22 protein-coding genes are annotated in these 24668 nt (G+C 68.8%); 7 read left to right on the top strand and 15 right to left on the bottom strand.

Going from position 1 to position 24668, the window contains the following annotated elements; genetic code table 11:
* Window positions 1–36: 36 nt before the first annotated feature.
* Together dauA and IPG50_24515 are read right to left on the bottom strand one after the other, a co-directional pair.
* Window positions 37–1812: a C4-dicarboxylic acid transporter DauA gene (dauA, locus tag IPG50_24510; GenBank protein MBK6695346.1), complete on the bottom strand. Its 1776-nt coding sequence runs from the start codon at window positions 1810–1812 to the stop codon at window positions 37–39.
* Window positions 1813–1941: 129 nt separating this feature from the next.
* A complete protein-coding gene (locus tag IPG50_24515; GenBank protein MBK6695347.1) occupies window positions 1942–2727 on the bottom strand; it encodes a hypothetical protein in 786 nt (261 codons plus the stop codon).
* A gap of 144 nt (window positions 2728–2871) precedes the next feature.
* Between IPG50_24515 and IPG50_24520 the strand changes: the two genes are divergently transcribed.
* Window positions 2872–3963, top strand: coding sequence for a hypothetical protein (locus tag IPG50_24520; protein MBK6695348.1), 1092 nt, complete (start codon window positions 2872–2874; stop codon window positions 3961–3963).
* Window positions 3964–4032: 69 nt separating this feature from the next.
* On the opposite strand, the gene IPG50_24525 is transcribed toward IPG50_24520, so the two are convergent.
* The 4 genes from IPG50_24525 to IPG50_24540 all read right to left on the bottom strand — a co-directional run bounded on the left by IPG50_24525 (window position 4033) and on the right by IPG50_24540 (window position 7916).
* Window positions 4033–4335: a hypothetical protein gene (locus IPG50_24525; protein MBK6695349.1), complete on the bottom strand. Its 303-nt coding sequence runs from the start codon at window positions 4333–4335 to the stop codon at window positions 4033–4035.
* 68 nt (window positions 4336–4403) lie between these two features.
* Window positions 4404–5570 (bottom strand): hypothetical protein, encoded by a 1167-nt coding sequence (locus IPG50_24530; protein ID MBK6695350.1) that lies wholly within the window; start codon window positions 5568–5570, stop codon window positions 4404–4406.
* Window positions 5567–6340, bottom strand: a complete 774-nt coding sequence (locus tag IPG50_24535; GenBank protein ID MBK6695351.1) for a CpsD/CapB family tyrosine-protein kinase — start codon at window positions 6338–6340, stop codon at window positions 5567–5569. The genes IPG50_24530 and IPG50_24535 overlap by 4 nt, the downstream gene beginning before the upstream one ends.
* Complete coding sequence (locus IPG50_24540) at window positions 6330–7916, bottom strand: hypothetical protein (protein ID MBK6695352.1); 1587 nt, start codon at window positions 7914–7916, stop codon at window positions 6330–6332. Before IPG50_24540 ends, IPG50_24535 begins: the two co-directional genes overlap by 11 nt.
* Before the next feature lie 146 nt (window positions 7917–8062).
* Here IPG50_24540 and IPG50_24545 point away from each other — a divergent pair, with 146 nt between their 5' ends.
* Complete coding sequence (locus IPG50_24545) at window positions 8063–9004, top strand: NAD-dependent epimerase/dehydratase family protein (protein MBK6695353.1); 942 nt, start codon at window positions 8063–8065, stop codon at window positions 9002–9004.
* Between the two features lie 21 nt (window positions 9005–9025).
* On the opposite strand, the gene IPG50_24550 is transcribed toward IPG50_24545, so the two are convergent.
* Together IPG50_24550 and IPG50_24555 are read right to left on the bottom strand one after the other, a co-directional pair.
* Window positions 9026–10438: an O-antigen ligase family protein gene (locus tag IPG50_24550; protein MBK6695354.1), complete on the bottom strand. Its 1413-nt coding sequence runs from the start codon at window positions 10436–10438 to the stop codon at window positions 9026–9028.
* A 92-nt stretch (window positions 10439–10530) separates the two neighbouring features.
* Entirely contained in the window at window positions 10531–11664 is a 1134-nt protein-coding gene (locus IPG50_24555) for a glycosyltransferase family 2 protein (GenBank protein ID MBK6695355.1), read from the bottom strand.
* A gap of 137 nt (window positions 11665–11801) precedes the next feature.
* Here IPG50_24555 and IPG50_24560 point away from each other — a divergent pair, with 137 nt between their 5' ends.
* From IPG50_24560 to IPG50_24575, 4 genes are all read left to right on the top strand, one after another.
* Window positions 11802–13154 (top strand): hypothetical protein, encoded by a 1353-nt coding sequence (locus IPG50_24560; protein ID MBK6695356.1) that lies wholly within the window; start codon window positions 11802–11804, stop codon window positions 13152–13154.
* Window positions 13155–13159: 5 nt separating this feature from the next.
* Window positions 13160–14689 (top strand): hypothetical protein, encoded by a 1530-nt coding sequence (locus IPG50_24565; GenBank protein MBK6695357.1) that lies wholly within the window; start codon window positions 13160–13162, stop codon window positions 14687–14689.
* A gap of 140 nt (window positions 14690–14829) precedes the next feature.
* Window positions 14830–15411 (top strand): polysaccharide biosynthesis/export family protein, encoded by a 582-nt coding sequence (locus IPG50_24570; protein ID MBK6695358.1) that lies wholly within the window; start codon window positions 14830–14832, stop codon window positions 15409–15411.
* 30 nt (window positions 15412–15441) lie between these two features.
* Window positions 15442–16809 (top strand): TIGR03013 family PEP-CTERM/XrtA system glycosyltransferase, encoded by a 1368-nt coding sequence (locus tag IPG50_24575; protein ID MBK6695359.1) that lies wholly within the window; start codon window positions 15442–15444, stop codon window positions 16807–16809.
* 29 nt (window positions 16810–16838) lie between these two features.
* On the opposite strand, the gene IPG50_24580 is transcribed toward IPG50_24575, so the two are convergent.
* The 7 genes from IPG50_24580 to IPG50_24610 all read right to left on the bottom strand — a co-directional run bounded on the left by IPG50_24580 (window position 16839) and on the right by IPG50_24610 (window position 23402).
* On the bottom strand, window positions 16839–17312 hold the full coding sequence (locus IPG50_24580) for a hypothetical protein (protein MBK6695360.1): 474 nt from the start codon (window positions 17310–17312) through the stop codon (window positions 16839–16841).
* A 57-nt stretch (window positions 17313–17369) separates the two neighbouring features.
* Window positions 17370–18140 carry a hypothetical protein gene (locus IPG50_24585; protein MBK6695361.1) on the bottom strand — a complete coding sequence of 257 codons (771 nt, stop codon included), beginning with the start codon at window positions 18138–18140 and terminating at the stop codon, window positions 17370–17372.
* Between the two features lie 114 nt (window positions 18141–18254).
* Complete coding sequence (locus IPG50_24590) at window positions 18255–19139, bottom strand: hypothetical protein (GenBank protein ID MBK6695362.1); 885 nt, start codon at window positions 19137–19139, stop codon at window positions 18255–18257.
* On the bottom strand, window positions 19136–19732 hold the full coding sequence (locus IPG50_24595; protein MBK6695363.1) for a sigma-70 family RNA polymerase sigma factor: 597 nt from the start codon (window positions 19730–19732) through the stop codon (window positions 19136–19138). Before IPG50_24595 ends, IPG50_24590 begins: the two co-directional genes overlap by 4 nt.
* Window positions 19733–19829: 97 nt before the next feature.
* On the bottom strand, window positions 19830–20867 hold the full coding sequence (locus IPG50_24600; GenBank protein MBK6695364.1) for a hypothetical protein: 1038 nt from the start codon (window positions 20865–20867) through the stop codon (window positions 19830–19832).
* 151 nt (window positions 20868–21018) lie between these two features.
* Window positions 21019–22311, bottom strand: coding sequence for a hypothetical protein (locus IPG50_24605; GenBank protein MBK6695365.1), 1293 nt, complete (start codon window positions 22309–22311; stop codon window positions 21019–21021).
* A 5-nt stretch (window positions 22312–22316) separates the two neighbouring features.
* A complete protein-coding gene (locus IPG50_24610) occupies window positions 22317–23402 on the bottom strand; it encodes a glycosyltransferase (GenBank protein MBK6695366.1) in 1086 nt (361 codons plus the stop codon).
* Between the two features lie 82 nt (window positions 23403–23484).
* Here IPG50_24610 and IPG50_24615 point away from each other — a divergent pair, with 82 nt between their 5' ends.
* Window positions 23485–24660 carry a glycosyltransferase gene (locus IPG50_24615; GenBank protein ID MBK6695367.1) on the top strand — a complete coding sequence of 392 codons (1176 nt, stop codon included), beginning with the start codon at window positions 23485–23487 and terminating at the stop codon, window positions 24658–24660.
* The last annotated feature ends 8 nt before the right edge of the window (window positions 24661–24668 follow it).

The raw sequence follows: 24668 nt of genomic DNA on the forward strand, positions 1-24668 counted from the left end.
GTCCAGCGAGTCTATCAGGTCCGCCGACCTCCGGCGTTAGTCGGCCTCTGGCCGTTTCGATGGCCGCGGCGCCCCGTCGGCGAGCTGGTCGGCGAGCGCGACGGCCTCCTCCAACGAGGCCGTGACGCGGGCGTACTTCTCGATCTCCGCCCGTTTCCAGATGGCCTTCGGCTCTGGCATCGGGCCCGCGAGAATGACGTGACGGCGCGCCGCCGCGAGTTTCTTGAGGGCGCTCTCGAGCGCCACGAGGCCGGTGGCATCGATGGTCGGCACGCGCGCAAGGTCGATGATGACGACGCGGACCACGTGCTCCACCGAGTCGAGGGCGCCCATCGCCTTCTCCGCCGCGCCGAAGAAGAGCGGGCCCGCAATTTCATAGAGCGCGACGCCCTCGCGCATAACCACATCGCTCTCGCTCGTCGAACCGAGGAACGTGCGCGTGTGGGTCAGGTCGGCCATGCGGCGCATGAACAGGAGGGCCGCCATCACCACCCCCGCCGTGACGGCGACGACCATGTCGAAGACGACGGTCAAGAGGAAGCACGAGACGAGCACGACGACGTCGCTACGCGGCGCGACACGGACGATGTGCGCGAAGTTGCGCGCGTCGGACATGTTCCAAGCGACCACGAGGAGAAGCGCTGCGAGCGCCGCCATGGGGATGTAAGCGACAAGCGGCGCCAGGACGACCATGGCGAGCAGCACGACACCCGCATGAACGATCGATGAGACCGGCGAGCGCGCACCGGAGCGGATGTTGGTGGCGGTGCGCGCGAGGGCACCGGTGGCAGCGATGCCGCCAAAGAACGGCACTACGAGGTTTCCGATGCCGAGGCCTACGAGCTCGGCGTTGGGATCGTGCCTCTTGCCCGTCAGGCCGTCGGCGATGACCGCCGACAGGAGCGACTCGATGGCGCCGAGCATGGCGATGGCGAACGCCGAAGGGAAGAGCTCCCGCAGCTGCTGGAAGCTGAGCCCCGTGGAGCCCCAGGGCATCATCAAATGCGGGGCCGAGGGCGGGATGCCGCGGATGATCTGTCCGTCGATGACCGACGAGAAGCGACTCCCGATGGTGGCGGGCGCGAAGGTTGGCACCACACGGGAGAGGAGCACTGCCGCGACCGACGCGACGCTGATGGCGATGAGCGGCGGCGGGATGCGCTTGATGAAGCGAGGAAGCGTGAAAAGGAGCAGCAACGTGAGCGCCGCCACCACCAGCTCGTCGAGGCGCGCGCCGGGGAGCGCTTGAACAATGGCGACAACCTTCTCGATGTAGGCCTCGGGCCACTTCGTGATGGCGAGACCGAGCGCGTCCTTCAGTTGGAGCGTCGCGATGACCACCGCGATGCCGGCCGTGAAGCCTGAGGTCACCGGGTGGGGGATGTACTGGATGAGCCGGCCGAGCCTCGCGATGCCCATCGCCACGAGCATCATGCCGGCCATGAGGCCCGAGACGAGGAGGCCCGAGAGTCCGTGCTTGGTGACGATGGGGGCGAGGATGACGACGAACGCGGCCGTCGGCCCCGTGATTTGATACTTGGAGCCGCCCGTCAAGGCCACCACCACGCCCGCAATGATCGCGGTGTAGAGCCCGTGTTGCGGCGGCACCCCGACGGCGATGGCAAGGGCCATCGATAGCGGCAAGGCAACGATCCCGACGACGAGGCCGGCGAGCGCGTCGGCGCGAAAGTCTTCGAGCCGGTAGCCCTTCTTCAGCGTGCGGCGAAGGGCGGCGCCGACGGGAACGGGGCCCTTGTCGAGATCGAAGGTGAGGCCGGAGAGAAGGGACGGCAGCCGCGGCCGAGGTGGCATGACGCAGGCATCTTGGTCCAGCGTCGCCGGCGCGTCCAATCCCTAGAGAGGAGGCCTCGAAAGGTCGCTCTCCGAAGGTGGACGCGCCAGCGCTTCATTTCGCGAGCGCGAAGAGAGGGCGCCGCCTGCTCAGCCGCCGCTGGGCGCGTCGCTCGGCGCATCGGTGCCGGCGTCGGCGCTTCCGCTGCCGCAGAAGAGCGAGAGGTACTGGCTCACGCGTTCGCCGAAGTTCTGCACGACCGGCGCGCAGACGGCCGACTTTCCGCCGGCCGCCAAGAACGGGTCGACACACTTGGCGGCGTCCACGTAGGTCTTGCAGACGGTCTTTGCCGCTTCCTCCTGGCACTTCAAGAGCGCCTGGAAGGCAGCATCGTTGCCAGTGGGAACGGGGCACGCCGACACGCAGGCGAAGTCAAGGCACAGCTCCGACGCTTGAACCTTGGCGCCGCAGCCGGTGGGCGTGACATCGGCCGTCGTGAGGGCGACGCAGCCGGGGTAGTTCACTTGGACGGAGGCACCATTCGACACAAGGGCGCCGAGCTTCGGCTTCGTCGTTTGCGTGTAGCCGCACTCGAGGCACGCAGCGTTGGCGCCGTCGGCGAAGAACGCGGTGCAAGCCGCCTCGTTGCGCTTCGGATCGGCCCAGACGCAGGTGGTAAGGGTGGCGATCTGCGTCGGCGAACACTTCGCCTGTGCGAGCCCGATGGGCTCCTTCCACGTTGGCGCGAAGCCCGAGAGATCGCCCGGCTTGCACGCGGCGGCTGCGTCGGCGGGCGTCGTTGTGCTTGCGTCGCTCGTCGTCGAGGCGGAGGTCGCGGGTATGGGCGTCGCTTCGATGGTCTCGTCGCAGCCTCCGAGGCCAACGGCGAGCGCGGAAAGAGTCGAGAGTCCTAGGAAAAGCCAAGCGTTCTTCAAGAAGACATCCTCCAAGGGGCGGGGGCCCAATGCCCAAAACTGTAGCCGGCGCGAGGCGTTGGGCAAAGTTGGCGCGAACTGCGGCCCCGTCGCCCCACGAAAGTCCCTCGCTCGGGGCCATAACGACTTCGGTAAGCTCGCGAGATGGGAATTCGTCGTGGGGCCGGGGTTGCGCAGCGGGCCCTCTGGCTTTCGCTGTGGGCGGGGCTCTTCTACACACTCACCGGCGGGTGCAACGGGGTGCTCGGCAACGAGGAGGGCTTCCTCGCGGCCGCCGATGCCCAGGCAACCGATTCGCTTGCGACGCCGGAGGTCCTCGTCGAGGTCGATGCCTCGTCACCGCCCGCCGACGCGGCGGGTGACGCGAACCCTTGCGCTTTCGGTGAGAAGGTGTGCCTCGGCGCTTGCGTGAAGCTGACCGATCCGAACTTTGGCTGCGGCACGGCCGCCTGTGATGCGTGCGGCTCGGCTCACGCGACGAAAGCCGAATGCGCCGGCGTGGCCGGCGTGCTCGCTTGCAAGCTCACGTGCGCCGACGGCTGGGCCGATTGCGACGGCAACGGCGCCAACGGCTGCGAGGCCGACCTCTCGAAGCCGCAGCACTGCGGAACCTGTCAACAGCAGTGCAGCGGCCTGACGCCGCTCTGCGCGACGCAGTCGGCCACCGCCTTCGCGTGCAGCGGGAGTTGCCCAACGGGCACCGTTCAGTGCGGCACCCAGTGCGTCAACGTGGCGACCAACGCGGCGCACTGCGGGAAGTGCGACAACGCTTGCCCCGGCGTTACCGGCGGCACGGCGCGCTGCGCCGCGAGCGCGTGCAACTTCGAGTGCAACGCGCTCTACCACCGCTGTGGCGACAGCTGCGCGCTCCGCAACGACGTCACCAAGTGCGGCGCGTCGTGTCGCAACTGCACGGCCACCGCGCCCGCCGGCGCCTCGGCGCAGTCTTGCACCAACGAAGCCTGCGTCTTTGCGTGCAACGGCTCGCTGGCCGACTGCAACGGTGATCTCCTCTCGGCGGCGACCAACGGCTGCGAGACGAACCTCGACGGCAATCCGTCGAACTGCGGCAAGTGCGGCCGCACCTGTTCGACGTTCACGCCCAGCGACGGAGGCGCCAACGCCGACGGTGCGGTCATGACGCTCGACGCTTCCAGTCTCTTCGACGGCAGCACGGGGACCGGGCAGTATTGCTGCCACATGGCGTGTGCGCCCGCTGGCACCACCTGCAACTGAGCGCGTGGGGCCAAAGGGGGAAACCTCAGCCGCCGCGAAGCGCGGCCGAGGGGGCGTGCAACTCCCCACTCAATTGCGACGGCGGTCGAGGCCGCGGCGCTGCGGCGAAAAGGCCGACTCGAGCTCCCCGCCGAGCTCGTCGCCCTTGTCGCGGCGGTCCCGACCGAGGCGCCGGTTCTTGACCATGCCGCGGAGCTCGCTGAGCGACGCGGCGTTCTTGCCAGCGCGACGATGCATGAGCTCGTGTGTGCCGCACACGATGACCAAGTCGCCCGTTCCGAGGCGCGTCGTCGTTAGTTGACGTTCGTCACTCGTGCCGCAGACGCAGCAGCCGCTCGCAAATGCCCAAGCCCGACCCAGATCACTGCTCATGGGCGAAAGCGTGGCCTTCTTGGCGGAGGCGGGCCAAGTTCTGATGGGCGCCGACTCAGCGCTGGGGCTCAGCGCGCGGCGCGCGGCGGCGGCGGAATCTCGTAGTCGAAGAAGTCCGGTGGTTCGCCGTTGCGATCGTCCATGGCGGCGCGCGCCACGTTGTACATCTCGCGCGCCGTCACGTAGTGCAGCTTCGCGCCGCGCGCCCTTGCGCCCTCGGCGAGCGCTTCATGCATGGCGGCGATGGGGGCGTCGAGCATCACGCTCGCGTTGGCTTCGGGAGCGCCGTGCGTGTGGACTTTCACGAAGGTCCACTCGCTGCGGCCTTCGACGCGGACGGCTTGGTCGAGCCACGTCTCGACGCGGGCGCGATCCGGTGGGTCCGAAGCGTCGAGGGCGGCGCTCTCGATGCGCAGGCGTCCCTTGCCGCGCGAATCCTTCGCGCGTAGCGAGAGCGCGATCGGTCCTTCGATGAGAAGGAGCCGGTCGCGCTTGCCCATGCCCGCGAACGCGCGCTCACCGTCTTCGTAGGCGCGTCGCCGCCGCACATCCCCGCGCGGGTAGTAAATGCAGTTGACGAGGGCCGGTTGGCATTGATCGGGGGCGCTCGGAAATGTGAAGTCGGCGAAACAGCCGAGCTCGTAGAGGAGCTCCATTTCGTCGTCGACGCCACACCAGCGGCCGTCGCGGCGCGCGTTGGCGAGGCACCAGTTCCCATGGATGAAAGCCCAGCGCGCCTCGCCGCGAGCCCCTCGCGAGATGAGACCGTGACCCATCAAGTGAGCGAGCGTCTCTTCGAGGGAACGCCTCAGCGTCGCCCGCGTGTCGCCGTCGTGGTGCAAGTGGACCTCGACCTCACCGAGGCCGAGCTCGCACAGCTCGCCGAGCGGCTCGACGAGCGCTCGCTCGTATTGTTCGCCGGGAAAGAAATAGCTGTGGCGGGGCGGGCGACCGGTCGCGTCACGAAAGCGGCTGGCCATTTTCGGGTAGTCGTTGCGCCATCGCGCGACGCGGGCGCGGCCGCGCTCGCTGTCGACGCCACCGTGGAGCGGCTCGTAGTGATCGCAGAGGGCGAAGAGTACGTGCCTCTCGCCGCGCGGCTTCCGCTCGAAGGCGAGCCGCGCCCGGTGTTCGAGCCAGCCGTGAACCCAAAGGTGAGCCTCTTTCCGAAGCAGCGCGCCGAGGGGGCCGGGGACGCGTTTCGGGTCCAGCTTCCAGAGCGGAAGCGCCTTCACGTGCGCTGAGCCTTCCCCGTGCTCTCCGCGTTCCACAAGACGACGCCCATGGCCTTGCGATCGCCGAGCTGCTTCACGGCGGCCTGCAGATCATTGCCCTGCGTCACGCCGCTCCGCGCCACGAGGATCATCGCGTCGACGGCGTTCTCGACCACGTTGGCGTCGCCGGAGCCGAGGATGCTAGGCGCGTCGACGACGAGAAAATCGTAACCGCGAGCGAGGAAGGTGATGGCGTTGGAGAAGAACGTCGAGTGGAGGGTTTCGGGGAAACCGGCTTCGCGGTCGTCTTCCGCGAGCACGTGAAGCGCGGGGCCGAGCGCCACGACGCACCAGGGTTCGGGGCTCCCGCGCATTTTACGCGCGAGCTGAGTCGAGAAGCCGGAGTTCTGTGGGACCTTGAAGCCAAGGATACGCGCGAGCGACGGCTTGGCGAAGTTGGCCTCGAGGAGCAGCACGCGGGCGCGCTGCGACTCCGAGAGGACGAGCGCGAGCTGCGCCGCGAAAGTGCTCTTGCCGTCGCCGGCGCGCGCGCTCGTGACGCCGAAGACCCACATGCCGCTGGCGCGCTTCTGCTCGAGCCGGTGACGCAGGACGCGGAGCGCGCCGGTGGCTTCTGGCGCCGTGTCGCCGAGCATCACGAGGACGTGCGTGTCGGGCGGCGACGCCCAGGCGGGGACGACGCGCACCGGTGACTCACCGGTGCCCGTGGGCCCTTGGCCCGACGGTTCTCCGCGAACGAGGACGAGCGTTCGCGACGGATCAACCGGCACGCGACACCCCTTCCGGCCCCCACGGCTCGATGGCCGTCCCCGGCACATCGCCGACGAACGGGGACGGGAGCTTCGGGATCACGCCGAGCACCGGCACGAGCTTCAGCGCCAACACGTCCTCCGCGTCGTAGATCGTGCCGTTCGTGAGCACACGGGCTGCAGCGAAGGCGATGGCCGCGAGAAGGGACACGGCGGCGCCAACCATCGCCGTGTTGCGGCGGCCCTTCTTTGGCTGGGTTGGCTTGAAGGCGGCGTCCAAGATCTCCATCTGGCCTCGCCCCGCAACCTCCGTGGCGCTTGCTTTGAGTCGCGCGCGCTCGGCACGGCGACGAATGTCCTCGTGGACGGCGCGCGCATCGCCGACGGCGCGCAGCATTCGCGCCCAGTCAATCTCGAGGGCAACGACCGGATGCAGCGCGGGCTCTTTCACTGCTGCCGTCGCTGCAGCGGCTCCGCCGGCCTTCGCCAGCTCCGCCTGGCGGGCGCCGATCTCTTTCTGGAGGTCGGCCACCTTGGACGCAAGCTCCGTGGTGGGCGCCTGCGTCGGCGTACCGGCCTGCGCCTTCTTGGCCGCGTCGAGCTGCGCCTCGGCGTTCCTCAGGGCCGTGGCCGCTGCCTCCGCCTGCGCCTTCGCGGCCGCCATGTCGGGGTGTTGGTCGGTGAGCTTGGCGCGCTTGTCGGCGAGGTCCGCCTGCGCTTGAGCGGCCTTGCGCGCCGCCTCATCGCGGCCTCGCGCGAGCAACGCCAGCGTCTCGTTGGGCGGCGGTGGCGGCAGCGTTCCGAGGCTCTTCATCTCGGCCTCGAGGCGCGCCTTCTGGCGCAAGAGCGAGGCGAGTTGCGGGTCCGTTGACGTGGTCGCTGGCGTGCCGGCCGGTGTGCCGGGCCCGTGAGGCACGGCGCTCCCCGGTCCTCGCGGTGACAACGACGACACGAAGGGCGAGTTGTCGGCGGCGAACTCGGGGTGCGCCGCCAAGAAGGACGCGAGCGCCCGGTTGGCCGTCTCGAGCTCTTGCTCGGCGCGCGTCAACTCGGCGCCGAGAAAGTCGGCCTCCTGCACCTTGGTCGTCACGTTGGCGCGCTTGAAGTCATCCATCATCGTCTCGGCGAGACGCTGGGTGATGACGCGCGCGCGCTCGGCGTCGTCGTCTTCGAAGGCGATCACGAAGGTCTCGCTGTCGCGCCCTTGAATGCGCACATGAGACGCCATGACGTTGACGGCGTCCACGATGCTTCGCGACTCGACGGTCTCGGGGTAGAGCTTGAACTCCCGGATGATCGGCTCGAGCCGAGAGCGCGTCTTCAGGGTGTCGCGGAGCTTCGGGGTGAGCTTCACGGCGCGCTCTTGCGGTGACTCCTGTTCGTCGGTCTTGAGGGCCGGCTTGACGAGCACGACGCACTCTGACTCGAAGACTCGCTTCACGTTGGAGGCGACGTACAGCGTGATGGCACACCCGACGCAGAAGACGGCGAAGGACCCCAGCCAGTGCGGCCGAGCGCGGCGGGCAAGCACCTTCGCCCGCTCGATGCGCTCGCGCAGCGTGGGCTCGTGTTCGGGGGGGGAGGGCGCGTCGGCCATAGTCGCATGGGGCGGACCGCGCGTTGGCGGCTCGCAGCTCCGCCCGAGTATATGGCAAACACTCGCCGCCATGTAATCGGAGGCGAGCATTCGAAGGTCGTCTTCGCGGCGCTCCGACGCTCCGAATCGGCGTACCATGGCCGCCCATGGCGACGATTTTGGTGACCGGGGGCGCAGGGTTCATTGGTTCTTCCATCGCAGAGGCCCTCCTCGCAAAGGGCGATACGGTGCGCATCCTCGATGACTTCTCGTCGGGGCGACGCCAAAACCTCGAGAGCCTCAAGGGCAAGGTCGAGGTCATTGAGGGCACCATCGTTGACGCGGCGACGGTCAAACGCGCCATGACGGGGGCGGAGGTTGTCTTCCACGAAGCCGCCATCCCGTCGGTCGCGCGCTCCGTCGAGGACCCGTCCCGTTCGATGCTCGCCAACGTCCAAGGCACGACGGTCGTCCTGGACGTCGCTCGCAGCGTGGGCGTCAAACGCCTCGTGTTTGCCGCCAGCTCCTCGGCCTATGGCAACACCAAGGAGTTGCCGAAGGTCGAGACCATGGTGCCAGAGCCGTTGTCGCCGTACGCCGTCTCGAAGCTCACCGGCGAGCTCTTGCTTCGGAATTTTTCTGCCCTCTACGGCCTCGAGACCTTGAGCCTTCGCTACTTCAACGTCTTTGGTCCCAAGCAGGACCCCACGAGCCAATACGCAGCGGTCATCCCGAACTTCATCACAGCGGCCATCAGGAACACGGCGCCCGAGGTCCACGGCGACGGCGGGCAAACGCGAGACTTTTGCTACATCGACAACGTCGTCGCAGCCAATCTGGCGGCCATGAACACGGCCAACAAGCTTCAAGGTGAGGTCGTCAACATCGCGTGCGGCGAACGCATCTCGCTGAACGATCTCCTCGACATCCTCGGCGAAGAAGTCGGTCACCGGGTCGAGCGCAAATACGTCGAGCCGCGGGCCGGTGACGTGCGTGACTCGCTGGCGGACATCGGTCGTGCGCGCGCCCTCATCGGCTACGAGCCGAAGGTGCTCGTGCGCAAGGGCCTCAAGAAGACCTTCGCGGCGTTCCGCGCGTTCACGAAGTAGCGCGCGACCGTGAGCGGGCCCTCAACCGGCGCCGCGGAGTTTGGTGTAGAGCGCAAGGAATGCCAAGAGGCCCACGTCCATGGCGCCCAGGATGCCGACCTCTTTTCCGCTGACCTTCACGTGGAAGGTCGGCGAGGTCTCGCGCGCGACGCCGTAGAGGGCTCCCGAGAGGCCGATGTAGATCCAAAGGAGGTTGTGGTACGCGAACGACAAGAACGCGACCCCGACGAGGAACGCGCAGAACGAGACGAAGATCGCCAGCGCGAGCTCGCGCAACTCCGGGTCGATGCCCTCCGGCGTTCGGAACGCGAGCGTGAAGGGCACCTTGACGGTCACGTACATCAGCGTCGACCAAAGGAGCATGCCCGGGAGGCCGAGCTCCGCCGCCGTGAGGAGGTAGGAGTTGTGCGCCGTCAAGAAGTAGTGGTCACTGAAGAGTCCGCGCCCCACGCCGAAGAGCGGATACTCGCGGACGAGCTCGAGGCCCTTCCACAGGGCGCCGGCGCGCTCCTCGCTCGACGAGTCAGCCTCGTCGCCGGAGCGCCCGCCCAAGAGGAGGAGCGGCGCCGCCATGGCCGCGCCCACGAGGACGCCCCGCACGACGCCGTAGCGCCTCACGAAATAGACGCCGAGCACGGCGCCCATGACCATGACGCCGCTCCGCGACTGCGCGCGAATGACGCCGTAGGCGCACAACGCGACGACGGCGCCGAGCACGATGTGACGGCCCTTGCGGCGTGACGCGCCATGAAAGCCGAAGGCGAGCGCCGAGGCGGCGCCGAGCGCCAGCGAGAGCTCGTTGGGGTCGGCGAGGATGCCGCGCCAGCGCACGCGGCCGTGCGCCACCGTAAAGGTCTCGAAGGGCCCCGCCTTCTCGCAGACGTATTCGAACTCTTCCGCCGCGTAGTCGACGGCCATGGCTCGGTCTTCCGCGTCGCACTCGAGTCGGCTCAAGACGCAGGAGCGACCCGTGGGCTCACCGCCGGTGCGCGTGCCGGCGCGCACGTCTTCGGCGGAGAGCTTGATGCACTCGAATTCGTGGTGGTACTGCGAGGTCGCCACGTACGCGAGGAAGAGCCCCAGCGCCACCAGGAGCGCCATCATTCGTTTGAGCCGCGCGCGCGTGCGGGCGCCGAAGTAGACGGCGAACATGAACAGCGTCGAATAGAAGATCGTCTTGTGCGTCTGTTCGAGGCCGCCGAAGCCCGCGCGCACGATAACCGTGACGTAACACCAGGCGAGGAACGCGAAGATGAGCGGCAGCTGGGGCGAACCGAGGCGCCTCTGCTTGCCCATGGCCAGCTCGACGGCGACGCCGAGCGCCGCGATGCCCGTTGCGATGTTGAGCACGCCGACCTTCGCCAGCGCCGGAATGAACTCCTGCGGCCGGACGATGATGATGAAGACGAGGAGGGCTGCGCCGAGGAAGGCCACGTTGGGGCGGCGGGCATGAGGGCCCGCTCAGGGCGGCAGTCTACGCGAGAATCGGCCTCCGACTCACGATTGCCTCGCCGCGGCGGAGGCGCCTATGCGTAGCGAACGTCGGCGACGCCGTTCGCGCCCTTGTGAGCGGGCGCGTCGTGCTGCGCTTCGTCTTTCACGTCGTCGCGCGGCGAGAGCGACGCGGCTTCCGGTGACCAATCGGGCTTCAAGGCGTAGGTTACGAGGCCCACGGCGAAGCCTGCCCCGTGCGACACGTGCAGCGTGGGAAAGATGGCCCACACGAGGGGAATCGCCAGAGGGCCCGCCCGCCGGCCCACGCGCACAGCCTCGGCGCCGGTCGCCAAGGCATACGAGGCGGCCATGGCCGCGAAGGCGGTGCGAGTCACGAGGGCCGTTGTGGCAAGCGTCGAGAGCCCCAAGAACGGTATGGCCGGCCGTAGCGACGCGAAGGCGCCTGCGCCGCCGCTCTTGGGCAACCCTCGCTGCTTGAGCATCGTGCGCGCGCGTCCCTTGCCGTAGCGGAAGTATTGCCGCGCGAGGGACCGGAACGAATCGCGCGGGTAGTAGTGAACCACGATGCGTCGCGATAGGTAGAGGCGCCCACCGGCGGCGAGCACGCGCTGGTTGAGCTCGGCGTCTTCGTTGGTGACGGCCCGCGCGTCGTAGAGACCGACACGCTCGAGGATGGAGCGCCGAAACGCGCCGAGGAAGATGGTGTCGACGAACCCTTCGTTGTCGGCGGAGCGGTATTTAGAGCCACCCACGCCGAGGGGACTCTCGAGGGCCGCGCAGAGCGCCTTCTGAAAGAGCGTCTTGGCTTTGGCCCGCTGGGCGCCGCCGACGTTGTCGGCGCCCGTTTCCGCGAGCACCTCGACGCAACGCCTCACGTAGTCGGGCGCGTATTCGGCGTGCACGTCCATTCGGATGATGACGTCGCCGGTGGATGCGCGAATGGCTGCGTTGAGTCCCGCTGCTTGAATGCGGTCTGGGTTGTCGATGACCTTGATGCGAGGGTCCTCGTCGCGCAGGCGGTCGACGATCTCGCGCGTCTTGTCCATGCTCATGCCGTCGGCGACGAAGATCTCGATGGCGTCCTTCGGATAGTCTTGCGCGAAGACCGAGCGAAGGCACGCCTCGATGTAGCCCTCTTCGTTGAGGCAAGGCATCACGATGCTGACACGCGGCGCCCTCTCGTGTTGGTCAAGGTCCGTCGGCATGGGCCCATGCTGACCGCGAAGCGCGGCACTTTCAAGGACCGGCGAGCGATCGTGGGCGCTCGGCCGGCGGCGTGGCGCGCCGTGATTCGCATTCGCCCGGCGGAAGTCCTGGACGCCACGTAGAATGCCGGCCCGCGATGCTCCGAGCGCTCGTCATCTCCTACAATTTTCCTCCCGTTGGGGGAGCTGGCGTCCAACGCGTCCTCAAGCTCGTCAAATACCTTCCGGAACACGGCGTCCAGCCTCGCGTCCTCACGGTCACGAACCCATCGGTCCCGGTGCTCGATCAAAGCCTCGAGCGAGACTTCCCTCGAGGCCTCGAGGTGCTGCGAGCGCGGACCTTCGAGCCCAGCTATGCGGCGAAACGAGCCGCCTGGGAGGCGAAGGGCAGCGGCGCGACGGGCGAGCGCGAGCGCGCGCAGCGGCCGTCGCCCTTGGCCAAGCTGCGGCGCACGGCCACCAAGGCTGCCTCGGACCTGGCGCGGCAATTGCTCTTTCCCGATCCACAGGTGCTCTGGCAGCCGGCGGCCCAGCTCGCCCTCGTGCGGGCGCTCCGCGAGCCCACCGACGTCGTCTTCGTGAGCGGTCCGCCCTTCAGCCAATTTCTCTTAGCCCCAACGGTGCGCCTCTTCGCGCCCCGTGCCGCGCTCGTCCTCGACTACCGCGACGAATGGAGCACCTACCGGCAGACCTACGAGATGATGGGAAGCCTCCTTGGCGCGTCGATCGGCGATCCTTTGGAAGAGGCGCTGTTGCGGAGGGCGCACGCGGTGACCATCGCGACGCCCGAGTTCAAGGAGGCGCTCTTGGCGCGGTTCCCCTTCGTGGGCGATGACCGCGTCTTCGCGATCCCCAACGGCTACGACGCCGAAGACGTGCCGAAGGTGAAGGGGACCCCACCGAGCGATCGCGTGTCGATCGCCTACGCAGGAACCGTCTTCAAGTTGACGAGCGTGCGCGGATTTCTCGCGGGCGTTCGGCTGTTTCACGAGCGCAACGCAGCGCTGGCGCAGAAGCTTGAGATCCGCTTCATGGGGCGCATCGTCGAGACCGAGCAAGACGCCTTTGACGGCATGAGCGCCTTCGGTGTCACGACGCTCGGCTACAAGCCACACGACGAGGTCCTCCGGGCCCTATCGTCGAGCCACGTGAACCTCTGCGTGCTCGATGACGTGCCCAACGTCGAGCGCATCTACCCGGCGAAGATCTTTGAGCTGATGGCCCTCGGGCGACCGATCCTCACGCTTGCACCGAAGGGCGCGCTCACGCGCCTCGTTCAAGAAGAGTCGCTCGGGGTCGTGCTCGCGCCTCGCGATGCCCCGGCTATCGCCGCCTACCTCGAACGGCTCTGCCTCGCGTGCGCCGGCGGTGCCGACGACTCGCTGCTGCGCGCGCCGGCGCCCGAGGCCGCGGAGCGCTACTCTCGACTCTCGCTCGCGGGGGAGTTTGCGCGCGTCTTTCGCGAAGCCGTCGGGCGCGCTCGGGGATGACCGCTGTGGTTCGCCGCACGGCGCCCCGCGCCCTCGCGCTGGTGGCCTACGTCGCGGCGGCCGCCGTGGGCGTTGTCGTGTCGGTCCGCCTCGCGGGGGGCAAGCACGTCTTTCCGCTCGACGACGCCTACATTCACCTGTCCATCGCGCGCACGCTCGCCGAGCACGGGACCTACGGCTTGCAGCCGGGCGCCTTCGCAACGCCCGCGTCGTCGCTCGCATGGCCGCTCTTGCTCGCGGGCGCGTCGCGCCTCGGTCTTCCGCTCGAGGGCGGCGCCCTCGTCCTCTCGCTGCTCGCCGGCGGGGCCGCGCTCCTCGTCGTCGATGAAGTGTTCCTGCGCCACCCACGCTACGCCGCACGGCCCACGGCGCGAGGCTTGTGGCTCGCGGCGTTCGCCGCGCTCGTGCCGCTCTTGCCGATGGGGCTCCTCGGCATGGAGCACGCGTTGCACATCACCGTCGTCGTCGCCCTCGTCGGTTACGTCCTCCACCTCGAGGAGGCGGCGTCACGGGCCACGCTTTCGCGGAGCGCGACGCTCGCGGCCGCCCTTCTCGCGGCCGCCGCGACGTCGCTTCGCTACGAGAGCCTCTTCGTCGTCGCCGCTCTCGCGGCGTGGCTGCTCGTGCGCCGACGCCGCTCGCTCGCGGCGTTCGTCGTCTTGGGGGCGGTGGTCCCGCTGCTCGTCGCCGCCGCGTTCTTCGCGGCCCACGGCGCACCGCTGATGCCCGCGTCGGTGGTCCTCAAGCGAGCGCGCTTCACCCTCGGTGAGCTGCCGGCGCTTTGGCTCGCGCGGGGGCGGGCGCACCCGCACGCGCCGGCGCTGCTCGTCGCCCTCGCCCTCGCCGCGTGGCGCTCGCCCGTTGCCCGAGCGCGGCCCTGGCTCTTCGTCGCGGCCGTTGCCCTCGCGTGCCAGGCGACCTTCGCTCAACTCGGGTGGCTGTTCCGCTACGAGAGCTACGCCGTGGCGCTCGCCGTGGTGGGACTCGCGCTGTCGCTCGACGGTGCCTTCGTCGGGCGCGCCGTCGTCGTCCTGCTGTTGGTCCCGTTGGGCCTCCGCGCGGCGAGCGCCCACGCGGCCCTGCCACGCGCGAGTCGAAATATCGCTGAACAGCAGCGGGAGGTGGCGCGCCTCGTGGCCGCGCGCAAGCCGCAAGCCGTGGCGGTCAACGATGTCGGCGCCGTCTCCTACTTCGGGCAAAGCAAGGTCCTCGACCTGATGGGCCTCGCTGACTTGCGTGTCGCTGCGGCGAAGGGAATGCACATCGACGGGCGCTTGCCTCCCGATGACCTGGCGCGGCTGGCGGCGGCCGATGGCGTCGAGCTTGCGGTGCTCTACGAGCGCTGGTTCGAGGGGGCGCTGCCGGGAGGGTGGGTGCCGGTGCTTCGCCTCCGCATTCGTGACAACCACGTCTGTGCCTTCGACACGGTCACGCTCTACGCCGTTGGCGAGGCGCGCGCGCCGGACCTTCGCGCGTTCTTGGAACGCTACCGACCGAGTTTCTCGCCGCGCGTGGAGGTCGTCCCGGTGCCGTGAGCGTCCCTCGCGGCGTCGCGTCGATGGCGCGTCGGCGCGCCTCCGCGTGGCAGCGGCATGACGTGCAACCCATCGAAGGGACACACGAATTCACGGATCTTTAGCCTGCTAAAAATCCCGCCCCCGTGATACGACAAGGCATGCGTTTGGTGGCTGCCGTCGCCCTCGTCGGCGTCTTGTGTCTGTCCGGCTGTGGCGCCGCTCCGACGTACGACTGGAAGGCCGAGAGTTCGCTCGGCTACCGGGTCGGGCCCGGCGACATTCTGAAGATCAGCGTTTGGAAACACGACGAGCTGAGCCAGCCGACGGTCACAGTGCGTCCCGACGGCGCGATCTCCTTGCCGCTGCTCGGTGACGTGCCGGCGGCCGGCCGCGCCGCCAACGAGATCTCGAGCGACGTGGCGACGCGGCTCAAGCAGTTCTTCCAGGACCAACCCCCGGTCACGGTGCAGGTCGCTGAGGTGAAGTCCTACCGGGTCTACGTGGTCGGTGAGGTTCAGCGGCCCGGCGAGTTCGCGCCGGCCCAGGAGATCTCCGTCCTCCAGTCGCTATCGATGGCGGGGGGCTTCACGCGCTTCGCCAACGCCGATCGCGTCGTCATTGTGCGCCGCGATGCGCGCGGCGTTCGCCGCATTCCCTTCGACTTCTCCGGGGTCGTCGATCGCGGCGAGCTGCACCAAAACCTTGCCCTCCAGCCCGGCGACGTCGTCGTCGTTCCCTGAAGGCAAGCGCGAGCAGAGAAGCGCGGCGACATGTTCGACCTCTTCCGCTCCCCACGGCGACTCCTTCTATTCGCGTTCGAAGGCGCGGTCGTCGCCACGCTCGTCCTCTTGGCGGCCTGCCTCAGGCTCGGACTTCATGGCGGACTGACCTACGAGCACATCGGCGCGCGCTCCTTTCTCTTCGCCATCGTCGTGCAGTCGGCTGGGTACTACGCCGGCATGTACGATCTGCACGCGGTCCAAACGCCGCGCGCCATCTATCAGCGCGTGCTCCAGGCGCTGGCGCTGGCCAGCGCGGTGCTCCTCGCGATCTTCTATGTCGTGAAAGTCTTGGCGCTGGGACGCGGGATCTTCCTCACATCCATCGCGCTGACGGCGCTCGTGGTGCCCGCGTGGCGCCTGCTCTACAACTCCGTGTCGTCGAACGCGGGCTTCTTGCGTCGCACGCTCATCCTCGGGAGCGGCGACCTCGCCCGGGAGATCGCTGACCTCGTCCGCGACGGTCCCGAGCTCGGGATGGAGCTCGTCGGCATGTTGGCCCGCGACCGCTCGCAGGTCGACGGCGAGCTCGGAATCATCGGGACCTACGCGCAGCTCTTCGACGTCGTCATGGCCGAAGACGTCCGCCTCGTGCTCGTGGCGTACCCAGACCGTCGCGGGACGTTGCCCGTGGAGCAGCTTCTCGAGATCAAGTTCCGCGGCGTTGAGGTCGAGGAGGGCGTGAACTTCTACGAGCGCACGACCGGCAAGATCTACGTGCGCGAGCTCAAGCCGAGCCAGCTGATCTTCGCCGAGGGCTTCTCCGCGCGCCCCACGACGCGCCGCTTGAAGCGACTCCTCGACGTCTTCGCGGCGGGCATTGGGCTCGTGCTCGCGGCGCCGCTGATCTTGCTCACGGCCATGATGGTGCGGCTCGATTCACCCGGGCCCTTCCTCTATTCGCAGGTGCGGGCCGGTGAGTTCGGCAAGCTCTTCACGATCTACAAGTTTCGATCGATGCGCATCGACGCAGAAAAGCACGGGGCGCAGTTTGCCAAAGAGAACGACGACCGAATCACGCGGGTCGGTCGCTTCATTCGGAAGACACGCCTCGACGAGCTCCCGCAACTATGGAACGTCTTGCGCGGCGACATGAGCATGGTGGGCCCGCGCCCCGAGCGTCCCGTCTTCATTGAGCAGCTCGAGCAACAGGTGCCGTTCTTCAAGCAGCGGCTCTACGTGAAGCCCGGCGTTACGGGGCACGCGCAGGTGCGCTGCAAATACGGCGCGACGACCGACGACATGGTCGAAAAGCTCCAGTACGATCTCTACTACATCAAGACGTACTCGCTGCTCTTCGACCTGTCCGTCATGCTCGACACCGTCAAGGTCGTGCTCCTGCGCATCGGCGCCCGCTGAAGAAGCTCTAGGGCGCTGCGCCGTCGTCGTCAGGGCTTCGGGCCGTCAGCGAGCACGTGGAAGCGCTGGTGCACCTTGCCCAAGGCCTCCTCGACGCCCACGAGCTTCGCGTCGCCGCAGGTCTTCTGCAAGCCGTCGATCGACGTGGCGAGCTCGGCGTCTTTCGTGGCCGCGCCCTTCTCCTTGAGTTGCGCCGCGGAAGCGCACGCCTTCTTGGCGCGCTCTTCACCGGCCGCCGTGTGCCACACGGGTCCAAGCGCTTCGTGGAACGCGTGGAGCTCCGGGCCGAGCTTCTTGTGGTGACCCTTCTCGTGGCCGCCGTGGTGGCCTGCGTGATGCCCGTCAGCGTGGCCGTGGGCGTGGCGTTCACCTTCGTGAGCGTGGTCGTGGTGGTGGTCGCCGGGGCCATGCGGATGGCCGGGGCCATGCTGGGGCGCGAGCGGCGGCGCACCCCCACAGGCAACGAAGACGAGCGATGCGACCAAAGGAAAGAGCGGCTTCATGCGCCGAACTATAACGCGGAAAGCCGCTCGCGAGTCGTGCGACGTATCGGGCCGCGCTCAGAGCGCGAACACCACGCCGGGGCAGTTCTTACCAATGAAGTCGTGGTACGGCCCGCTGCAGAGGTTCTGGCGCTCCGGCGGAACCATGGGCATGCAGTCGATGGTCGTGCCGGGGGCCGGGCAGACGCACGCCTTCTTCGTGCACGCCGCCGAGCCGTTCGAGGAGCAGGTGCACGTGTTGCATCCGTCATCCCAGACGTCGCCGGACTGATGAACGGTGCCGAACGAGTCCTTGCAGGTGCAGGACGTGATGTTCCAGCCGCAGGTACCGCCGACGTCGGTGCAGGTCGGGCCTGCCGTGGAGCCGTCGCTGCACAGGATGCTCGGCATGCCGGGAGCGGGACCCTTGCATGCGCCAGGCGCGCTGCAGTTGTTCACGCATGCCATCTCGGTCTGAATGACGCTGCCGCCCTTGGTGCAGGTGCAGGTGTTGCAGCCGTCATCGCACTTGAACGACGCGCCGACCGCGTAGAACTGCGTGCCATAGGCGCAGCCGTCGCCGGAGCCGCCGTCGGCCACGCACGCCATCTCCGTGCAGAAGGCTCCCTCAGCCGCGCACTTGCACGTGTTGCAGCCGTCAGGACCGATGAAGCTCTCACCGAGCTGCGCCGTCTTGCCGCCGTAGTTGCAGTCGCTCCCGGTGCCGGTGGCGCCGCCGTCGGGGTTCTTCTTGAGGGTCCCCTCCACGGAGCCGATCACGGTCTTGCCGCTACAGGCGGCGAGGACGAGGAGCGTGGGCAGGAGCAACGCGGTCGAAAGATTTCGCATGACACTCTCCGAATTGGGGTGGTCGCGCCAAAGCGCGTCACCGTGGAAGGAAACGTCATGGTCGCGACGTTCATGAGGTGAGTGGCCGGCGCGGGCGCCAGCCGTTAAGAAAAATCACTTCCCCCCGCAGGACTCACGGACGCGCGTCAGAAGGGGCGAGCGCGGGCTCTCGGCCACGAAGCGTTGCGCCTCAGCGCGGGCTTCCGTGTCGCGGCGCGCGCTGCATAGCGCGAAGATCCGCTGAGCTCGGCGCTCCTCGGAGAGCATGCCCGTTGGGAAGGTTCGCGCGTGCTCGCCCAGCAGAGAGAGGGCGAGGGCGGCGTCGCCCGAGTCGAGGGCCACCTGCGCGCTTCGGAGCAGGCGCGTCTCCTGGTCGAGTGTGGACGGCGACTTCGGCGCGACGACCTGGGTGGTCACGGGGCGCGCAGCCTCGGTGAGGGGCGGCGCCTGCTCGAGGCTCGCGACGCGGGCGATGGGCTTCGGAACGGCTTGCGCGACGGGCGCCGACGTCTCCATCGTCGGCGTCACCGCTTCGGCGACCGTGGGCCCCGGCGCGACGAACGCGGGGGCCGGGTTCGCGCCCGCTTGCGAGGCCGTGCTCGCCAACGCCGTCACCGCGGTCGGCGCCTGCGGCGCTGAAGGAGCACGAGCCCCTTGCTCCCCGCGCGTGAACAGCGCCGCGCCGCCGGTCACGGCGCCCGCGACCAGGACCGTCGCGACGAACTTGGTGGCAAGCGACGCCCCGGCGACCCACGTCGTGGAGGCGACGGCGCCGGCACCAGCGGTGGAAGAGGCCACCGCCGCACCCGTGGCGACCGACTTGGCCGCCGCCGCGGCCGTGGTCTTCGTGGCGAGCGCGGCGCCCGTGCCGGTCGCCGCTGCGACACCAATGCGCAGCGCGAGCTGTTGGCGCAGCCGCGTTCGATCGGCGACCGTCGGTTCGTCGCCGTCGCGCGCGAGGTCGATCAAGTTCTTTGCGTCGCGCCCGAGGTCGCTCATCGTAGCCTCCAGCGATCGCGCGCGTGATGCCGCGCGAGCGCGCTTTCGAAGTCTTGCCGCGCGGCGCGCAGGCGCGAATAGACGGTGTTCACGTTGACGCCCACGGCGTCGGCGATCTCTGGGGCCGGCATCTGTTCGAGCTCTGCGAGGACGAAGACCTCTCGCTTGTCGTCATCGAGCGCGTCAAGAAGCTCGTGGAGCACCTTCACGGCCTCCGCTTTGGCGGCCCGCTCCATGGGGCCGTGCTCGGCGTGCGCCGGCACCGCTTCGAGCTCGCTCGCGTCGGCCGGCGGCGCTTCGCGTCGCCGACTTCGAGCGCGCCGGTGGTCGCGCACGACGCGCAGCGCGATGGCAAAGAGCCATGTGCGGACCGACGAACGTGCTTCGAAGTCTTCGAGCCGCCGATGGACCACGAGAAAGATCTCCTGCGCGACGTCATCGACGGCGCTCTCGTCGACGCCGAGGCGGCGAACGCTCCGCCAAACGAAGGCAAAGTGTTCTTCATAGACGTCGTCGAACGCAAGGCCGCTGGCCGGCGCGGAGCTTGGGCCGTCCTTCGGGGCCGGCATGGCGACGGGAGAAGCCAAGAACATCCTCGGGGTGAGTGGCCGCCGGACCGGCGAACCGTCACCAAATCAGCATAGCCGTCGCGGAGGGGCGAAAGTGGCATGAATCACAAGGGCTTTTCGGCTAGCGGAGGCGGACCTCGAAGCCCAAGAACCCGGCCGCCGTGGTGGCCGCCGGGCGATGCACCGAGGCGAGGTTCTCGATGACGAACTCGGGCGTCGCCAGGGCGAAGTCGGCGGTGACGTCAGCGCGAACCGCGAAGGCGCTGTGAAGGACGAGCGCCGCGTGTCCCCCGGCGCCGAGAGCGAGCCACTCCGCTGAACCCGTGGAGCTCGTGGTCGCCCCGAAGGCGCTCGCCGAGAGACTGCGGAGCGTGAGCGCGACTTGTGGACCGAGCTCGACGGGGCCCGCGCGAAACGAGGGGCCACCGCGGACGCCTGCCATCGCGCCCGCGATACGCGCGCCGGCCGTCGTGGCGCCGCCTTGGACGCTCGCTGTCTGCTCAGGAAAGAGCGCTCCGAACAAGTCGATGTGAACCGGCGCGATGCGCACGCCGGCGAAGAGCCCGGGCCCGGCAGCGGCGTTGGGCAGCGTGGCCCCATCGGCCGCCACGCCGACGCCGAAGGCCGTGAGCCGCTCGGTCCAGCCTCGTTCGGGGGAGGTGGGAGCCGGCGGAGCTGCCCCAGCCCGGGGGAGCTCGCGCGCGGGTGGGGCCGTCGCCGCGCCCGCGGCTGTGCCCGCCGGCGGGGTGCTTGGGGGCACCGGCGCTGGAGCTGGACTGCCCCCGTCGCCCGGTCGCGTTGGCGGCGTCGGCGCCGCAAGCGGCTTCGCGTTCGGATCGATCGCGAGCGCGAGGATGAGCGCCACGGCGTTGGCCAGCGACTCGCAGTCGTCGGCTTCGAGATGGCGAGAGCCACCGTCGACCACGAGGTCCACGACGAAGAGCGTGGTCGCGCGACCGGCTCTGTCGATGCTGCCGCGCTCGACCACGGTCGCCTCGGCGCGCACGCGGCGCGCGTCGGCCGCGGGGTGGGCCATGCGGCTCACGTCGTCGGCGACGCGCTCCCGACGAGGACACGCGGCCGGCGCGCTCCACACCAAGTCGAGCGGCGCCGCCGTGGCTGAAGTCGACACGAGCGTCGCCGCGACCACGCAGAGCATCGCTGCGAGCCGAGATAACGTCCGCGCACGCACGCCTGCGGCGAGCTTGCGATGTCGCGGGTCCTCGGACTTTCGAGGAGGCGGGGGGAGGCCTCCGCGTCGCGCAGCGACGTGGACGGGACCGGCCACGGTCCCACCAGCCGAACCTCGATTAGGGCGCATAAGGGCTCTGCGTCGTCTCGATGGGGGGCAACGTCTTGTCGCTTGAGAAATAGCCCGAGAGTCCCACAAACACGATCTGCCGAAAGGAGCCGTCGCCGGCGCCTCCGAATTGCGACGTGAGCCTGAGATCGTAGCCGGTGTAGATGCCGAGCCACTTGGTGAGCCCGTAGCGAAATTCGACGCCCGTGCCGACGCCTTCGAGCGCGGCCGTGCCATCGGCCGTGCGCACCGTGGAGTGGTTCGCTTGAATTGCCGCCACCATGTAGAGGGACCGATACGCGTGTCCTTCGATGGGCGCGCCGGAGACGCTTCCGACGAGGCTGTAGGCCGGGCCCGCGCCCAACCTGGCGGACGTCGTCCCGTAGGTGACGCTGGCCAGCGCGCGCGCGCTGAACCGCCGACCGGCGAAGACCAGCTGCTGCGATCCGACGGGAAACACGTCGACGCTCTTCTCCGGATCGAACAGAGGTGCCGTGGCGAAGCTCACGCCGGCCGTGGTCGTGGACGTGATGGTGTCGGTCACAGCGTGCGAGAGTCCCACGCCGGGGATGACCTGATGGATTCGCTGTGGCGGACCGAGAGCGGCGGGAACGGTCCGAATGTCGAATGAGTAGGGGCTGTAGATCATCCGGTAGGTGACCGACAGGAGCCCCGTGTCGCGAGGTCCGAGCTCACGCGAGAGGGTCGTCGTGCTCGAGGGAATGATCCCGTCGATGCCGCGGCGATCGAGGACGACGCCGTTGGCGGCGTCGATGGGGGCGGCGGTGAGCGTACTCGTCGCGAGAAGGCCAAGGCTCTGACTGATGCCGAGACGCGGGGAGAGCGCATGCGAATAGCTCGCCGAGCCGGAATAGAACGCGACCTGGGTGCCGTTCGACAGGGGGTCGAGCGTCAAGAGGAGGTTGCCGTCGCTGGCCCGCGCCGACGCGATGGAGGTGAACGACGCCGAGGCGCCGAGCGCGAGGCCTCCCCGCTTGCTCGTCGAGAAAGCGCCCGTGTAGGAAAAGATCGCCGTTCCCGACGGGGCCCGCGACGGCACGCTGCTCAGCGAGTTGTACGTTTGCAGGCGCGTGCGCGCCGACAGCGCGTGTGAGTCGGAATCTCGCGCTGCGACGCGCAGCGTCCCGGTGGCCGACAACCCCGTGAACAACGAGGCGTGCCGCTCGCGCGCGCCGGTTGCGTCGATCCTTTCGGCGGCGTTGTCGTTGATGCCCTCAACAACGGAGACGTTGCCGGCCACGTCGGTGGTCAGAAGGAAGAGCGGAATCGCGAGCGGCGTCACGGTGCTCAGTTCCTCGTCCGTGCGTAAAGCTCGAGGTAGCGATCGGTCATTGTCTCGATGGAGAAGCGCTCCCGCGCGTACTGGACGGCGGCGGCGCCCATGGCGTCACGCTCGGCAGCGTCGCGGTGGAGGCGGCGAAAGGCAGCCTCGAGGGCCTGCCGATCGCCCGAGCGGCACAAGATGCCGACGGTGGGCGGCACAATGTCAGCCACGCCGCCGACCGCCGTGGCCACCACCGGCAACCCGGCCGCGAGCGCTTCGGGGATCACGAGCGGAAGCCCTTCGGTCTTCGACGTCAAGGCGAAGACGTCAAAGGTCGAGAGGAGCTCGGGGATGTCGGCGCGGACGCCGAGGATGTGAACGAAGGGGGCCATGTCGCCCGTCGCGCGCTCGAGCGCCGCGCGCTCGGGGCCGTCGCCCACCACGACGAGATGCAGGCGAGGCCCAAGCAGCGGCCAGACGGCCGACAAGAGGAGCGCCTGGTCCTTCTCCGGCGCCAGGCGCCCGACGGTGCCGACGACGAACGCATCGTCGGGGACTCCGAGCTCTCGCCTCGTGGCCGTGCGCTTCGGCCGCGCCGGATCGAAGTCGCCGAGGGGAATCCCGTTGGGGATCACGCGGAGCAAGCGCGACGGCACGAGCTCCTTCGACCGGGCGGTGACGGCGGTCCCTTCCGAGCAGGCCACGAACGACGTAACGAGCCGTGCCACGACGCGCGCCGCCGACAGCGAACGGGTCCCGTAGATGTTCGCCCCGTGTTTCGTGTGCACGATGGCGTGGACGCCGAGGCCGCGCGCGATGGGGACCGCGTAGAGCATCGGCGAGGGGTTGTGCGTGTGCACCACGTCGGGCCGCAGCAGCGCGAGCTCAGCGGCGAGGCGCGTCGGGAGGATCGGGTCGAAGCCTTCGCGACGGGAGAGCGAAACGACACGAACGCGCGCCGCCGCGAAGTCAGCGCGCAGGCTCCCGCCCGGCGTCAGCGAAATGATCGATACTTCGTGGCCCCGGCGGACGAGCTCTCGGCTCAAGTGCAGGACGAGGCGCTCTTGACCACCCAATCCTAAGCTCTGGACGACGTGAACGATGCGCATCGACCGACCCCGCGGACGGCCACCGTACTACCCTTCCGTCAGCGGGGGCATCTTGGGTATCACAGATCGAGTTTCGAACGGCATGCGCGTACTCGCCATCACCCGGATCTTTCCCAACAGTCTGGAGCCGCTCAGCTCGCCCTTCAACCGGCAGCAGTTCGGCGCGCTCGCGAAACACGTCGATCTCGACGTGCTGGAAGCCATCCCCTACGTGCCGCTGGCGTCGCGCTTCGGCGTGCCAGCTCGTGCGGCGAAGCTAGATGCCCTTCCGAAGGACGAGAGCATCGACGGGATTCCCGTGCGAATCATGCGGGCCCCGTACCTGCCTCGCGTCGGCCTCGCGGCGGCGGCCCCCTTGTATTTCGCGGCGTCGCTCTTGCACCTCGACCTCGTACGTCGCGCCGACATCATCCTCGGCGCTTGGGCCTACCCCGATGCGGCCGTCGCCATCGCGCTCGCGCGGCTCCTCGGCAAGCCGTCGGTCATCAAGGTGCACGGCTCCGACGTCAACGTGATCGCCAAGCGCCCCGGCGCTCGACTCTGGCTCAGGGCGCTGCTGCCGTCGGCGACGCGGGCCGTCTGCGTCTCGCGGCCCCTCGGCGAGGAACTCCAGAAGCTCGGCGTCGCCGAAGGCCGCATTCGCTTCGTCGCGAACGGCGTTGATACGGCGCTCTTTCGCTCGCAGTCACGAGGCGCTGCGCGGGCCCAGTTGCGAGTGCCTCAAGACGCCAAGCTCGTCGTCTTCGTCGGGCGCCTCGAGGTCGCCAAGGGGATCGACGAGCTGCTCACGGCCATCGAACGGCTCCGCCGCGAAAGGCCGTCGCTCCGCTTCGCGCTCCTCGGCGACGGCGAGAGCTCCGCGCGAGTGAAGCTTCTCGCCGACGCTTCCGGCGGTCATGTGCTCGCCCCGGGGGCGCGTCCGCTGCCTGAGATCGCGTCGTGGCTCGCGGCCTGCGACGTCTTTTGCCTGCCCAGCCATCGTGAAGGCACGCCCAACGTGGTCCTCGAAGCCCTCGCCTCGGGGCGCCCCGTCGTGGCCAGCGACGTCGGCGGGATCCCTGATCTCGTCGACGACGACGTCGGACGTTTGGTCCCGGTGAAGAACGCCGAGCGCCTCGCGCGCGCTCTCGCTGAGGTCCTCGACGCCGCTTGGGACGAGGAGCGCATCGTTCGTCGCGGGCCGAAGTCGTGGGATGAGAGCGCCCTCGCGCTCCTCTCCGTGCTGGAAGAGGCGCGCGCGGCGGCAGCCGCAGGGTAGCGAGCGCC

The organism is Myxococcales bacterium, from assembly GCA_016703425.1.
GTDB lineage: Bacteria > Myxococcota_A > Polyangia > Polyangiales > Polyangiaceae > JADJCA01.